The organism is Enterococcus sp. DIV0901a (genome assembly GCF_051711525.1).
Lineage (GTDB): Bacteria > Bacillota > Bacilli > Lactobacillales > Enterococcaceae > Enterococcus_B > Enterococcus_B faecium.
In genome coordinates this window covers 14,750-30,449 of sequence record NZ_JBIOMW010000003.1, presented here as the reverse complement: position 1 = coordinate 30,449, position 15,700 = coordinate 14,750, and the positions used below count along the sequence as shown (strand labels likewise).

The 15,700-nt window shown below is 33.3% G+C and carries 12 protein-coding genes; 10 read left to right on the top strand and 2 right to left on the bottom strand.

Translation table 11 applies throughout. The annotated features are described in order from the left end of the window. The first annotated feature begins 423 nt into the window (after positions 1–423). The 5 genes from IGL70_RS13980 to IGL70_RS13960 all read left to right on the top strand — a co-directional run bounded on the left by IGL70_RS13980 (position 424) and on the right by IGL70_RS13960 (position 10,219). The gene (locus IGL70_RS13980) at positions 424–810 is read left to right on the top strand and encodes a hypothetical protein (RefSeq protein WP_129160175.1); all 387 of its coding nucleotides are present in this window, start codon (positions 424–426) and stop codon (positions 808–810) included. Beyond that, on the top strand, positions 810–3,029 hold the full coding sequence (gene mobP2, locus IGL70_RS13975; protein WP_113844060.1) for a MobP2 family relaxase: 2,220 nt from the start codon (positions 810–812) through the stop codon (positions 3,027–3,029). Before IGL70_RS13980 ends, mobP2 begins: the two co-directional genes overlap by 1 nt. A gap of 78 nt (positions 3,030–3,107) precedes the next feature. Beyond that, positions 3,108–3,335, top strand: a complete 228-nt coding sequence (gene mazE / locus IGL70_RS13970; RefSeq protein WP_071856366.1) for a type II toxin-antitoxin system PemI/MazE family antitoxin — start codon at positions 3,108–3,110, stop codon at positions 3,333–3,335. After that, positions 3,328–3,666 (top strand): type II toxin-antitoxin system PemK/MazF family toxin, encoded by a 339-nt coding sequence (locus IGL70_RS13965; RefSeq protein ID WP_081123657.1) that lies wholly within the window; start codon positions 3,328–3,330, stop codon positions 3,664–3,666. Before mazE ends, IGL70_RS13965 begins: the two co-directional genes overlap by 8 nt. Before the next feature lie 85 nt (positions 3,667–3,751). Beyond that, entirely contained in the window at positions 3,752–10,219 is a 6,468-nt protein-coding gene (locus tag IGL70_RS13960) for a helicase-related protein (RefSeq protein ID WP_104889514.1), read from the top strand. Positions 10,220–10,240: 21 nt separating this feature from the next. Here the strand turns inward: IGL70_RS13960 and IGL70_RS13955 are convergent, their stop codons facing one another. Further along, the gene (locus IGL70_RS13955) at positions 10,241–10,516 is read right to left on the bottom strand and encodes a hypothetical protein (protein ID WP_104880670.1); all 276 of its coding nucleotides are present in this window, start codon (positions 10,514–10,516) and stop codon (positions 10,241–10,243) included. A 130-nt stretch (positions 10,517–10,646) separates the two neighbouring features. On the opposite strand from IGL70_RS13955, the gene IGL70_RS13950 reads away from it, so the two are divergent. From IGL70_RS13950 to IGL70_RS13930, 5 genes are all read left to right on the top strand, one after another. Then, on the top strand, positions 10,647–11,042 hold the full coding sequence (locus IGL70_RS13950) for a hypothetical protein (RefSeq protein WP_113793238.1): 396 nt from the start codon (positions 10,647–10,649) through the stop codon (positions 11,040–11,042). Between the two features lie 70 nt (positions 11,043–11,112). After that, positions 11,113–11,289 (top strand): hypothetical protein, encoded by a 177-nt coding sequence (locus IGL70_RS13945; protein WP_162781605.1) that lies wholly within the window; start codon positions 11,113–11,115, stop codon positions 11,287–11,289. 495 nt (positions 11,290–11,784) lie between these two features. After that, on the top strand, positions 11,785–11,970 hold the full coding sequence (locus tag IGL70_RS13940) for a hypothetical protein (RefSeq protein ID WP_104880700.1): 186 nt from the start codon (positions 11,785–11,787) through the stop codon (positions 11,968–11,970). Positions 11,971–12,249: 279 nt separating this feature from the next. Beyond that, positions 12,250–12,927, top strand: a complete 678-nt coding sequence (locus tag IGL70_RS13935; RefSeq protein WP_240187490.1) for a hypothetical protein — start codon at positions 12,250–12,252, stop codon at positions 12,925–12,927. Between the two features lie 252 nt (positions 12,928–13,179). Then, entirely contained in the window at positions 13,180–14,280 is a 1,101-nt protein-coding gene (locus IGL70_RS13930) for an Abi family protein (protein WP_104880686.1), read from the top strand. Between the two features lie 92 nt (positions 14,281–14,372). On the opposite strand, the gene IGL70_RS13925 is transcribed toward IGL70_RS13930, so the two are convergent. After that, complete coding sequence (locus IGL70_RS13925; RefSeq protein WP_002296623.1) at positions 14,373–15,668, bottom strand: ISL3 family transposase; 1,296 nt, start codon at positions 15,666–15,668, stop codon at positions 14,373–14,375. Between the last annotated feature and the right edge of the window lie 32 nt (positions 15,669–15,700).

The window sequence follows — 15,700 nt, the reverse complement described above, 5'->3', positions numbered from 1 at the left end:
AGCCTTAGCAGTGGCACCTGCGTAAGGTTCTTTTATGTTCTAAACTTGCTTTGATTTTGAAGTGTATGCTATAATTATTATGCAAACATATAAAACATTTAACACCAAAAAAGAGCCCTAGCAGTTGCACCTGCATAAGGCTCTTTTCTTTATTCTCTATGTTAATTTAGAGAACAGGCTAGCTGTCTTTCGTGAATTTAGAATCTAGCCATTTGTTAATGAGGTGTGATACCACATTAACCATAATTCTAAAACAAACGTCAAGCATATAAAACATTTAACACCCTCCTTTCTGGCTGAAGATTTCAACCAAATAGGAAGACAGCAATTTAATTATAGCATATGACTTTTCCAAAATTTTATTTTCTCCAAGTCAAAAGATTTCTTTCTAATTTCAAAAAGTTAGAAGGGAATTTTTTATTTATGGCAAAACGCAAAAAGAATTATTATGTTTCAGAAGAAACGATCCAAAAAATAAAAGGTTACTCCGATTCAATGAATAAAAATGAAGGAGATGTACTCGACTTTCTTATCGCTTTTTATGAGCGTCATGCGGAAGAAAAGAGAGAGACTCAAGATGAGATTTTACACCAACTAAAAAAATTATATGCTAGTCAAAAGCGTATTGAAGAAGATGCTAACTTGACGTTAAGGCTGACAGATAATTGGTTACTTTCCGAAAATCTACCAGGTTATCGTGAAGAAGAATCGGTGACATTAATGGAAGCGAGGAAAGCCTATAAACGTGAGAAGAAAGGATTGGTTACAACTGCCAATCATAAGGCAAAATATTATCTTAGGAGAGACTAATGACTAAGAAAACTGCAGGTATTATTATGACCGTTGCGTTTACTCTTCCTAGTAGTAAAGCATATGCTGAATTTCTCTCATATATGGATCGAAGTGAAGCGGTTCGTAACGAAAATTTTCAAAAATACAATCTATATTCTGATCAGAATCGAGCAGGTAGTTATAATGCAATCGATGGAGCTGGCGAGACCATGTTTGCGACTTATAATGATTACATGAACGATCCTTTAAAAACGTCTAGTCTATTTACTCGAAGACATGACCAAGCACCTATAGAAGAAGTAAAATATTTAAAAGAATATTTTACAGAAGCACAAAAAAATGAATCACCATTATGGTCAATCGTTTATAGTTTTCGTAATGAGTGGTTGATTAAACAAGGATATTTAGATCAAAAAACGAATGAATTAGATCATGAAAAATTGATAGAAGCGATAAGACTTTCTGTAGAATCTTTAGAAAAAAAAGAAGGACTTAAAGGGGAATGGTCTGCCGCTATTCATTACAATACAGGACATATTCATATTCATGTGGGTTATGTTGAAAAGTTTCCTACGAGAGAATGGATTTATTATGAACACCCGACAGATATTGAAAAGACAGGGTGGCAATTTAAAGGAAAATTCAAACAGAAAAATGTCAACTTTGCGAAACGAACATTTGTGAATGAGCTAATACAAAATAAAGACCAGTTGGTTCAAATGGAAGAATTGTTGGCAAAACAAAAAAATCTTGCTTTAGAGCATTCCACTGATTTTTTATCTGGTCGATATGAAAAATTGTTTGAACATTTGTATCAAAAGCTACCTAGCAAGAAAAACTATTGGAAATATGGTTATGCAGAACGTCATGGTTTCAAACCAGAATTAGATCGAATAGTGAATCTATTTCTACAAACAGATGGTCAAAAAACAATGGAAAGATTATTACCACTGTTACAAAAAGTATCAGACGAATATGAGGAAGCTTATGGCAATCCACGAAATAAACCGACTTATTTTCATAATCAAATTTATGGTAAAGAAGGTTTGTATGCGAGGATAGGAAATATTATTTTAAAAGAAGCATTAATGTATGCGAAGCAACAACAAAAAGGTCGAGTAATGGGAAGTCTAAGTACGGATGATATTGAGCAATTACGATTAGAACAGGCTTGTATTCGAACGGATTTACCTGACGCTTCATTAGAAAACTTTCAATCAGAAGAAGTTTATCAAGCATATAATGATTTACAATCACTCGAAGATCAGATTCCTGATGAGATGGAGGAATCTATAGCTATTTCTGATAAAGAATACCAAGAAATCAATGACGATTTTTTAGAATCTGTTTCTTTTGACGAGACTGATAGTATGCACGAACAAAAAAATAAGTCATTATTTATTCAGGAAGAAACTTCTAAAAAAATAGATGAAGCAATGAGTCAATTAACTGACTATTTTCAAAAACGAGATGAAACATTAGAGGAACGAAAAGCTTCAGTGATTGAACAAATGAAATATGAACAGAAGTTGAATGGGAAGAACAAACGTGCGATGTATATTCGAGAAAAAGATGGAGATATCTTTTTTGAACCTGTATCTGTATTTACTCATGAAAAGTTACAACAAAGAAGAGTATTTCATAGCGGAGAAAAGCCTGACATTCAGTCACTAAATTTTTCCAGTTCAGAAGATAAGCAATTTTTTTCAGATGATGAAGAGAAACAATATTCTTCAGATTCAAAAGATAAACAATCTGTTTCGTATAAGAAAGATAAACAAAAAATAAATAGTAACTTAGATGCTTTTTCAAGAGGAAATCAGCGCCGAATTTTAGAACAATATTCTGAAGCAACTCTGGTATATGGTTCACAGCAATGGAGATTGAAAAATCGCAAAGTAAAAGAAGATGAACTTTCAAATGGTATACGAATTGTTGCGCCACGAAGAGATGAAATGGGTTATATAGAATTTATGGAAATTTTGGTTTATGACATTAGCCAAACAGAAGAATTGCCACTTCATGAGAGAAATAAAAATGATGAGATTGAATCTAAGCGACCTAAATCTAAAGTTCAAACTAGAATAGGATACAACGGATATCAACCAAAGAACCAAGAGTATGAATTAAAAAAGATAATGAATCAGCTAAGAAAAAGTTGCGACCGGAGTCTTCAACATTATTTGAATCAACGAGCATATGAAGAAATGGAATATGCAATTGAGCATAACCTTTAATTGTGTAAGCACAGATAAAATACGTTGTAAAATCTAATTTTACGTGGTAAAATATTTGGCGGACAGGGGGAATGCAGAATGATTCATGTAACAGCTAGAAAAGTTGGTAATTCAATCTCTATTTCAATTCCTAAACAATATCAAGTTGAAGCAGGAACAGAGTATGTCACCTATAAATCAAAAAATGGTGGATTGATTTTTACACCAAAAATTAAAAATCCATTTTTATCAGATGAATCTTTTCAAAAAGCAGAAGATGAGGAATGGCAATTTTTAGCTCAGGAGGAGATAGAAAAGGATGTATGAACCGCAACAAGGTGACCTTATATGGTTGAATTTCACGCCGTCTTTTGGAAGAGAGATGAGGGGGAAGCACCCAGCCCTGGTTGTTTCTTCCAATGCGTATAATCGTAAAACGAATTATATTATTGTGTGTCCAATTACTTCAGGAGGAAATAATTTTTCTGGTTATATTCCATTGCATGGATATAAGATTCATGGAAGAATAAATGCGACACAGATTCATAGTTTTGATACTGAACGAATTGTGAGTAAAGAGTTTATAGATCGATTAAGAGGAGAAGACTTTTTATTAGTGAAACAAATCTTAGATTATTCATTAGAAATTGATTTTTGATAAAAACTGAATAGAAAAGGGTACGCCTTTTCTAAGGAGGGGCGTATCCGCTCCTCCTTCTTTTATCTTTATGGGAGGAGAAAACATGAACAATCAAAAACAAGAAAACTTAAAACAATTATTTAAAGAAGCATTTCAACAAGTTACAACTGATCCTGAATCTTTCATGCAATTTCTTAATCAAATTAAGTTACTGCATAAGTATGATTTAACAAGTCAACTTTTTATTCATGGTCAAAAGCCACATGCGTCTTATATTGCAGACTTTGATACATGGAAATCCTTAGGTAGATATGTAAAAAAAGGGGAGAAAGCTATTACGGTACTTCATCGTGAGCAAAACCGTATGATTATTAGTCATTTTTTTGATGTATCTCAGACCGTTGGAAAAGAGATTCGGTTTCCTGACTACACATTTAATGATGAAAAATGGGCGCTCTTCTTTTCTCAAGAAATTCAAGATCAAATCGATGAACAAATTGATTTAAATGCTGATCCAATAATTCGTCGGTTGTCTATAGATTTAGGAGTATCTTTAGCCAAAAGTAAGAGTTTAGGAGTTGAAATTCCAAAAATAAAAGATACAGAACTGACTCAGTTACAAAATTTTTCTTTATTTGTTGAAATTCTAACAAACGCCAATAAAATCAATCAATTTCTTAGTAAAGAAATTTTAGTCTATAAAAAAGAAAGGGAGCGAGAAGATGAACTTAGAATATTACGAGAACGAGACAGGACAATTGATTCCGAAAATCGAGTATCCAGACAACGAACCACTAGGGAGATTTGGGAAAATAGCCGTCGACAAGCTTCAGGAAGAAAATCCAGTGGAATATCAAATCAAGTTGATGGAAGGCGAACTAATGAAGTGGGGACACGAGATCGACAAGAAGGTATGGGACAGAGCAACCGAATTGATGGAAGCTCTGGAGAAAGCCAATCCATTAACGCCAGCTCAACAAGTGAACTTCGAAGAAAAAGCGAAGATTCTATCACAATATCGGGAACAAGCAATCGAACTCGCAATGAGCGAGATTCTATAGATGGAAATTTCAATTCAGATATAAAAGACTTGGAAGAAAAACAATCTTCGGAGTCTTTTTTTGTTGAAAAAAATCCTGATTACGAAGAAATTACTCCGGATTTTACAGAGGAAGAACTAAACAACATATTGAGACGTGGATCAGGCATTGAAGGTGGAAAAATACGTATCTACCATTTATACCAACAAACTCTCTCCAAAAAGGAAAGAGTTTCTTTTTTAAAAGAAGAATATGGTTGGTCAGGTTCTACTCTAGATATTCAGGGTTCTTCTTTTTCGATGATGGATTGTCGTCCAGGCAAGGGAATTACGGTAATTAAGAAAATCAATAATGAAGACTATGAACGTGTAATGAAATGGTCGGAAGTTGAGGAACGTATCGGTTTGTTAATTCGTCAAAATGAGTATCTAACTGAAGAAGAACTTAAACTTGTGCAATCAAAAAAAGAAGAATCAGTTAAAGAAGAGTTAAGTCAAATGGATACTGAAGCAGAGGAATTAACGCTATTTGATTTAGAAGAGATAGAAACGGAAGAAAAACCTGTTGTAACTGAAGGATATGGAACTGAAGTCGCATTTATTCTGAAAACAGAAAAAAGAAATAAAGAAATCAATCATGATGAAACGATGTTTGAACAATTCTCTCGGAATAAAGCAACTGGTTTTTCTTTTGAAAATATAGACGTTGCTCAATTTTATCCAAGCAAAACAAGAGATAAAATTAAAGCAAACCTTGAAGCGATTCGGTTATCAAAAGAAATCAGCCAGACACCTGGTCGAATAACTACCGACAAAGAACGAGAAATTCTTGCTAAATATGTTGGTTGGGGTGGTTTGGCTTCGATTTTTGATGAACGTGATGATCAATATTTAAGTGAACGAAATCAGCTAAAAGTCTTGTTATCTGCAGAGGACTATCGAGCAGCTAGAGAAAGCGTGTTAACGGCTTATTATACTGATCCACGTATTATCCAAGCCATTTACCAAAAAATTGAATCAATGGGCTTTAAAGGAGGTACAATTTTAGATCCTTCGACAGGGACAGGGAATTTCTTTTCTGCTATGCCAAAAACAATAAGAGAAAATTCTACGCTTTATGGAGTGGAATTAGATCCAATCACTGGCAAGATTGCGCAACAATTACACCCTGATGCCAACATTGAGATTACAGGGTTTGAAAAGACTCCGTTAAATAAGAATAAATTCGACTTAGTGATTAGTAATATTCCTTTTGATAATTTCAAAATTGAAGATACTAACTATTCTAGAAAATATTCGATTCACGATTACTTTATCAAAAAAGCCCTTGATAGCGTAAAAGAAGGCGGAATTGTGGCGGTTATTACGTCGATGTCGACAATGGATAAATCAGATTCCTCTATTAGACGTGAATATGCTGAAAAAGCTGATTTATTAGGTGCTATTCGATTACCAAGCAATGCCTTTAAGAAAATTGCAGGAACAGATGTGGTGACAGATATTCTTTTCTTCCAGAAGAACTCTGAGCGAGAATTAAAGTATTCTCCAAGTTGGGTCTTTGATGGCACAGATCCAGAAATACCAGAAGTGATAATGAATAATTACTTTATTCGTCACAAAGAGATGGTCTTAGGTGATTTAGCTATCAAGAATTTCAGAGGTCAAACGTTAACTGTCAAACCACGTGAAGGAGACTTAATTGATCATTTAAATCAAGCTTTCTTGAATTTTGATGGTCAAATAAATAGTTCAACAAAAGAAGAAACGATTGAGCTAACTTCTAAAGAGACAGAAGTATCCAAAGCAGAAATTCCATTATTTAACTATGGCATTATTAATAATGAAGTATATTACAATAATGCTGGAGAGATTGAAAAATATTCCGGTTCTCAAAAAGCAACAGAACAAATTAAAGGGTTAGTCGAAATCAAAGAAGCTCTGATTTCGGTGATTGAAATACAACGGAGTATAGATTATTCACAGAAAGAGTTTCAGCTTGCGTTAAATAAGCTTAATGATCGCTATGATTCATTTGTATCGTCGTATGGTTCGATTGATAAGTTATGGAAAGTATTTAGTCGTGACGAGTATTGTCCACTACTAAAAGCGATTGAAATTGTTCAAGAGGATGGAACAGTCCAAAAGGACGATATTTTCTTTCGTGCGACAATTCGACAAATAGAAGAAATCACTCAAGTGGAGACAGCCCAAGAAGCTTTACAATTATCAATTAATCGTCAAATGAAAGTGGATCTTGATTATATGGTTTCTATTTATCCAAAAGATAAAGAAACAATCATTGACGAATTAGAGGATTCAATTTTTATCAATCCCACGAAGTATCAGGGAGATATTTATGGTGATGTTTGGGAAACACGTGAAGAATATCTCAGTGGAGATGTGAAACAGAAATTAGCAGAAGCAAAATTGGCGATTGAATCGTATCCAGAAATTTTTCAAAAAAATGTTTCAGCACTTGAACAATCACAACCAACACCACTAAAAGCTGGAGATATTGACTATTCATTAGGAGCTACATGGATTCCAACTGAAATTTATCAATCGTTTATGTATGAATTATTTGAAACGCCTCAATACATGCAGAGAAATGGAATTATTCAACTAGAGTATGATTCCTATGCTTCTAAGTATTTTATTCGTGGAAAAAGTAGAGACGAAAATGCGTTAACAACCAATAAATATGGGACAAAGCGTGCAAATGCGTATTTGATTTTGGAAAATAGTTTAAATCTTTTAAAAGTGGAAGTACGAGATCGAGTGATTGATGATGACGGTAAGAAACGATACGAACTCAATCCAAAAGAGACGATGTATGCACGTACGAAACAAGAAGAGCTACAAGAAACCTTTAAAAGTTGGGTAATGAATCATAGTGAGGTATTGGAAGAATTACACGCAATCTATGAAGAACGGTTCAATCGAATTGTGCCGAGGACTTATGATGGCAGCCAACTAGAATTTCCTGGTCTGAATCAAAAAATCACCTTACGTCCTGCCCAACAAAATGTGGTTGCTCGTATCTTACATGAAGGAAGAGCGTTAATGGCACATTCTGTAGGTGCAGGAAAAACACTTTCCATGATTACAGCAGGAATGATGATGAAAGAACATGGACTAATCAAGAAACCATTGTACGTTGTGCCTAATCATTTAGTGGGAGATTTTGGGACAGAATTATTGCGCTTTTATCCTGCCAAAAAAGTATTGATTACCACAAAAAAAGATTTTGAGAAAAGCAAACGCAAAGAGTTTGTTTCTCGAATTGCCGTAGGAGAATATGATGCAGTCATTATCGGTCATAGTCAATTTGAAAAAATCACGCTTTCTCCAGAGCGACAAAAGAAAATGTTACAAGAAGAAATTGATCGAGTTTCTGAAGCAGTGGCGGAATATCAAATGAATAATGAAGAAGAATCTTGGTCAATCAAACAGATGATTTCTTTTGAAAAACGATTAAACGAAAGACTTGAGAAATTAAATAAACAAGACAAGAAAGACCACATGATTTATTTTGAAGATTTAGGAGTGGACTTCTTATTTGTCGACGAGGCGCATGTTTATAAGAACCTTTATTCTTATACGAAATTATCCAATGTGGCAGGAGTGAACGCTTCCAATAGTTTACGTGCCAGCGATATGGAAATGAAGGTCAAATATCTGTTAGAAGAAAATAATCAACGAGGAGTTGTTTTTGCGACAGGGACACCTATTTCAAATTCAATGTCTGAAATGTTTACGATGCAGAAATATCTTCAGCCAGATGTATTAGAAGCATATGGTGTCAGTCATTTCGACGCATGGGCGTCAACTTTTGGCGAGATTATTTCTTCTTTAGAGATTAATCCTGAAGGTAGTGGTTATCAAATGAAAAATCGCTTTGCCAAATTCCATAACTTGCCTGAACTGATGAACATGTTCAACTTGGTTGCGGATATTCAAACGCCTGATATGTTGAAACTTCCTGTGCCTGAAGTAAAAACAGGAAAAGCTCAAATCGTTGTTACTGAGCCAATTCCATATCAAAAAGATAAAGTCGAAGAATTAGGGAATCGGGCAATGGCGATACGAGAAAGAAAAGTGACTCCAGACGTCGATAATATGTTGAAGATCACGAATGAAGCCAAACTTATGGCTTTAGATCCACGTTTGCTTGAAGATTATGACCCAGAAAAATATGATTCTGAAGATTTGAAGAAAACGAAACTGGCTACTTGTGCCAATAAAGTATTTGCGATCTGGAAGGAAACGAAAAACACGTATTCTACACAAATGATTTTCTCTGACTCTGGTACTCCAACTCCTAAAAAATTTAATGTTTACGATGAAATGAAACGGTTGTTGGTGGATAAGGGAATCCCTGAAGAAGAAATTGTATTTATCCATGATGCGAAAAATGACAAGCAACGAGAAGAGATGTTTGAGAAAATGAGAAAAGGCTCGATTCGCATTATGTTGGGAAGCACAAGTAAGGTTGGGACAGGAACGAATGTCCAAAACAAATTAATTGCGGCACACCACATTGATTGTCCTTGGCGTCCTTCAGATATCCAACAACGTGATGGAAGAATCATTCGACAAGGCAATGAAAATAAAGAAATTCAAATCTTCCGTTATGTGACCAAAGGAACATTTGATAGCTTTTTGTGGCAGATCCAGGAACAAAAGCAAACGTATATCTCTCAAGTGATGTCTGGTAAAGCTATTTCTCGAAGTGTTGATGAATTGTCTGAAACGGTACTAGATGCCTCAGAAGTTAAGGCATTAGCAACAGGTAATCCATTGATTGCAGAGAAGATGAAACTGGATAATGAGATTAGCCGTTTGCGAATGTTACAATCTGCTTTCTTAAATGAACAGGAGAGTCTAAAAAGAAAGGTAGAGCAAAACTATCCGAAAAAAATACAAGAAATTAAACAATCAATCACTCAATTGGAAAAAGATATCGAATTGTCAAAACAATATTCCAATAATGAATTTCAAGTTCAATTAATGAACATGACTTATGATTCTCGAACGGAAGCTACGCAAAAACTTGAACAGTTGTGTCAAACTTATAACCGTTCTGAAGAATTTATAGAAGTGGGTGCTTATCAAGGTTTTAGTATTTTCTTAAAACATAGTGAGATGCAATATGGACAGCTTGAAATGAAGTTGCAGTCTGAAGGTGGACGATACACAACGTTGATTGATCCACAAGCAGGTATTGGCATGGTTCGTCGAATTGAAAATGTTGTCCAAAAATTGCCTGAACAGGTATTAGAAAAACAAAAACAACTAAAGGAAACAGAAGAAAAGTTAGAAATAGCTAAAAAACAACTTGGTCAGTCCTTCCCTCAAGAAGAGGAATTAAAAGAGAAGGTAGCAGAACAAACTCGAATTAATACAGAAATCGAATGTTCACTAAGCAAAAAAACAGATAGGCATTCAACAGATGAAGAAATTATGGAAGACGAAGAAACGAACTACTCTATCGAGAAAAGTAGTGAAGAAGAAATAGAAATGGGAATGTAAATGTATAAAAAGAAGACTGTATTATTTACAGTCTTCTTTTTTATGCATTCTTCTTCTTGTTTTTCCATATTCGATCATTTCTGATTTTAAATAGAGCTTAAAAGTAGTACGTCCGTTTTTTTGTTTTGAAAAGAATGGTTGAATAACAGAATTAAGTTTCGCAGTGGTATCGAAGCTTGCTTGAGTCTGTTGTGTATAAATGGGTGCTTCGTCTTTCGTTAGTAAGTTATCTTGTAAATACTCTCGTAATAACTCAGGGTTTTTATCTAAAATATCATAAAATTTTTCTTTTTCCATTTGTAAGCACCTCCCCTTTTTTCTGTATAAAGTATACTTTATAAGGTTAAAAAAATCAATATTATACTTTACAAAGTTAACTTTATAAAGTATAATAAAATCATAAGTTATTGATTGGAGGAAAAAGAAAATGCGAGAAACTTACTCAATCAAAGAAATATTAAGAAAATTAGAAGCTACTGATGATGGGATATTATTGATTCCTGATTCTGATGTAGCAATTGTCGACGAACGTGATTTGGAGGTTTTTGAACTCCCTGAATCATTGAAAAATTCAAAAGTAATCTGTTTTTGGACGACAGATGGAATTAGAAATTATTTTAGTATTACAAAGAATAGAATTATCTGGTTTGATAATTTTCTAAGCGAAAATGCGACAGTTTTTGAAGGGGACGTAAAAGAAAAAATTGAAATTGTGATTGATGAAAGAACATTTGAACCTAAATTTTTATCAGAAAATATCAAAGAATACGAATATTCAAACTTTTATCAGGAGATAGGATTAGATAAAAACTCCGACCTTTGAATTAGTTAAAAATAAGTGTTATGACAAGAATTTTTCCTTCTTGTCATAATATAAAGGAGGAAAATAATTTATGAAAAACTACAAAAAAATCAGTTTAATTTTTGCTTTATGTTTAGCTGTTTTTTTCTCAGCAATTCGTATGGATGATTATTTATTTGACGGAAATTTGAATCAGGAGCTATCGACACTAAAAAGGCAACATAAAATTGATGATTTTGAAAAAAAAAATCTACTCAAAGCTTTATGAAAAAGAATTACTCCATGCAACTTTCATATTCTTCAGAAGATAATCATATTTATCCACGAACAATAGAACTAATACGATCACCATTTTCTAGTAGAAAAGTTTCTATCGAATTTGAAAAATAAGTGAAAGGAGAATATTGATGTTTTCAAATCGAGAGTGTTTTTGGGGAAGATATCAAATTCCTATTAATCAATTTAACCAAAAACATTGTTGGCCACCTACTTATATCAGATGTGATTGTTCTGAGCTGGCAAAGCACCAGTATTGTCGAAAGAATGGTCATTATTATGACACATATATATGGCAGTGTTCCAATTGTAGAAATCAATATCGTTTGATAAAAGGAACAACAAATTTTGAAAAGATTAAGTAAAGATGGTTTAAATATCAAGTAGCTTTTTGGGCATAAAAAAGGGGACTGTTTCTACTAAAAACAGTCCCAAAACATATGGCAATATATGTCCATTCTAACAAAAGAATGGAGAGAAATCAATTATGAATAAAATCAATTGTAATTTAGCAATGCTTATATTAACAGTAGGTATTTGGATTAGCTTTTTATCCATTGAATGGAAAGTTATTTTATCTGGAGGAACAATGACTTACTTGTTTTGTTTGTGGGATGAATATATTGTAGAAGAACAATCAATAAAATATGAGCATTCAATGAAGAATATTTAGATAATTATATATGTTGAAATGATAAGTTTTTTTGATAAAATAATATTGTTAAACGTCCATACTATAGACTTTTTAGGTACTGTCCGTTAATGAAGTTTCAGGCAGTACCTATCTTTTTTATTTGATGTATAGATGTTATACTCAAGACGTAGTAAGTTTACGATAGCATTTTTTGTCTGTTTCTGAAGCAAATTTAGGAGCTATGTTTACGCATAGCTTTTTTTATTTTATTCATAGTATATCATTTGGTAATTTGCTAATATATTCAATGAAGAGGAAGTGAATAAGTTGTTAGTAGAAGCTGTTCATGTTCAACCAGCACATGGAAGGATCAATGATTCTGTCTACTTAAAAAATAAGATATTTACTTTTCGTGTAGCTGAAAAATTAGAAAAAGAGATTCAAAAGGGAATGCTTGTGTATTCTAAAGATGGTCAATTGGTTTATGTAAAAAATATAATTACAGGTAGATCTGAAGAAGAAGAAAATGAGTATACTGCGATCATTAGTAAAATCTTTAACGAAAATTCTGGCGTTCTTCCTGTGCGAAAAGGAGAAGGAGTACCTAAAATACGATTCATAAATAAAAAGACAATTTTTGAAGGGCTATTTTTGGAGTTAAAAGATAAGACTTTACACAAAACCAAACAAAAGGTTTATTTTAAAGCACCACCAACTGTCTATAAGAAAATTGGCATAGGAGATATTGTGATCTTTTCTGTTAAAGGTAAAAAGTTTCATGTATTAATTATTCAAGTCTATAAACCGACAGAATTGAATAAAGAAGTAACTTTCACTCAACCGAAATTTAAACCATTTTTTTTGAAAAAAGTTGCGAAAGGGTTCAAAAAGACAGACTATATCACTATACCAAAGGAAGAGAATATTGTAACTTCTAATCAAAAGCAACAAGAAAATCGTAAACGTCCGTTTACAATAAGAAAAATAAATAAATAAGATTTTGTACAAGAAAAACATAACGGCAAAACTATTAATTATAAATAGTTTTGCCGTTATGTTTTTTATAAATATTTGACTTCTTGGGAGATTAACAAAAGGGAGTAATAGTTTTTTTGAAATCTAATATTATTAAGTGTAAAGTATTGACAAATAATAGACAAATTAGTATATTATAGACAAGCGAGTCTTACCGCGCCTATCGATGAAGCGTACCAGGTAAGGCCTATTTTTTTTGTAAAGGTATAATATATGACGAATAATCAAAGAAAAACATTTAGTTCCAAAGATATAAAAAAACCGTTTAAAACTTATAATGTTAGTGAGTTTGACGAGATTTTTATAGATGGAAGTAAATTTCCAATCAAACTTACTAGTCCAAAATTAAAAAATAAGGGAAATAACCAGCTTAAGAAACCTGCATTAATTGAAGATATGCCTAATAATTTAAAACTTCATAATGTCACTTTCACTAAAGAAGAAGAATTAGAAGCTTTAAACATATTTAAAACAACAAATTATTATCGTCTTTCTGTGTTTTCAAGATACTTGGATAATGAAGATTCTAGTTTTACAAGTCTTTTAAATCTATACAGGTTTGATAATTTTTTGAGAGAGTCAGTGAATCGATTGATTCCTCCAATAGAAATAGCTTTAAAAACTTCGTTAGCTTATTTTTTAGCAACAAACTATAAACGATTAATCGGTAATCCGACTAAAGACGAAGCGTTAGTATATCTAGACTATTCGATATTTAAAGAAAAATATGTAAATAATGGTAAATGTGATGAGATGTTAGCTCATTTCGCAGACTTTCTTGAATCCAAGCAAGATAAAGACCCAAGTATTAGGCACCATGTTGAATATTATGGTGGTCAAATTCCAGTCTGGGTACTAGTAGAGCATCTGACTTTAGGTGATATTGCTACATTTGTAACTTATCTTGATCGATCTATAAGAAAAAAATGGGTTAAGTATTTTATAAGTGATATTAATGATAGATGGATTGTAGAATGGATTAAAACAATTCAGTTTTTGAGAAACTCAGGAGCACATTGTTCCAGATTCTATGGGAAAATGTTTAATTATAATCCACAATTTACTGGAAGGGATTTTGAACAATTTCCCGAAGAATTAAAAAATGATCAAAAAGAAATTGATAAAATAAAACATACATTTTTTGCTGGGCTATTAACAATGAAGAATTTTTATTTAATTCTTCCTAAACACGAACAAGAGCGTTGGAATATTTTTTTAAATAAATTGATGCAACGTATAGAACTATATTCAGCTAATACCTATAGAATTGGATTTCCTGATAATTGGTATGATTCTTTGAAAATAGTAAACTAATAATAAGGGCTCTTTGTCAAATGATGTTGGTAAAGAGAAATCTTAGAATAATTTGGACAGAACAGAAAGAAGAAAACCTCTTTCTGTTCTGTTTATTTGGTTAAAAATGTTTTGCCATGACGAATCATAATTCGTAGTTTGAAATTGTAAAAGTTGCGAAAGCCGTACGCATTGCGTTTTAATACTTTGATGTGGTTGTTTAAGCATTCCAATGGTCCGTTTGAATAGCTGTAGTGAAGCGCATTTTGGATCTGTGGCAGAAACTTTTTAAACGTTCGTAAAGTGGTTGTATAGGTTTCTGGCAGACCGCTAATGTCTCTAGTTAAACAATCCTCAAATAGTGACTGATCTCTTTTCTTTACCGCATAAAGAATGTCTTGGTATAACTGATAGCCTTGGCGTAAGTTGGGACAAGCAGCTAACAGTCGATCGGCAATCTCACTTTCAGTCAAATAATCTTTAAAACTGGCACGCCAAACCCGTTTTTCATAGTTTAACTTTGCTTCTTCTTTTTGTAGGAGTTTCCAATAGCGCTTCAATTTTTTCCCTAACCCTCGTTGAGAGTGGGAATTTCCTTTAAGTCGTACCGTGGTTTCTTTCACTCGATGATTCAAGAAAGTTCTGCCAATATGTTGGACGATGTGGAAACGATCGATGATCAACTGAGCATTCGGGAAAAGCTTTTTCACCAACGAAACATAAGGCGCATACATATCAATAACAATCAATTGAACGGCTTCACGAGTCGCTAATGAAAACCGAGAAAAATAGCGTTCTAAATAAGGCAAGCGTCGATTTTCGACAATATCCAATAATGCATGGCTTTGTCCGTCCATCATGATAAAACTCATTGCACTGGCAACACTTCGAACCGATTTGAATTCATCAAAGCATAAGACCTTTGGCAAAGTCTGTTTGAAAGGATTCAATGGGCGGTAGAATCGCTTCATGACACGATAGACCGAAGAAGTGGAAATATTTTTCTGACGAGCGATTTCCGTCATGGAAGTATTCTCTTTTAAGCGAGCAATGACAGACCAACGAACTTTTTGACTAATGAAACAGTGTTTTTCAGCAACAGAGGTATCCGCTACGAATGTTCTTTGGCAAGACTTACATTTAAATCGTTGTTTCTTCAGCTCCAGATAAGTGCGATACTCAGACACATCATTCAGTAACAACCGAACGGTTGTCGTCCCCCAACGAATGATCCTAGAGGGGACGACACAAAGACAATGGGAACACTCTTCTGGCTTGTACAGAAGAGTTCCTTTGTAAATCAAGCAAATTTGCCCTTTGTATTTTTCTTTAGTTAAACAATTTTCCTCGAAATAGATATTTAGGTCTAGAATATTTAGGGTATCTTTGATAAGCTGAGTATGAGACATCTTGAATCCTCCTATGAATTGGTAGCCAAATT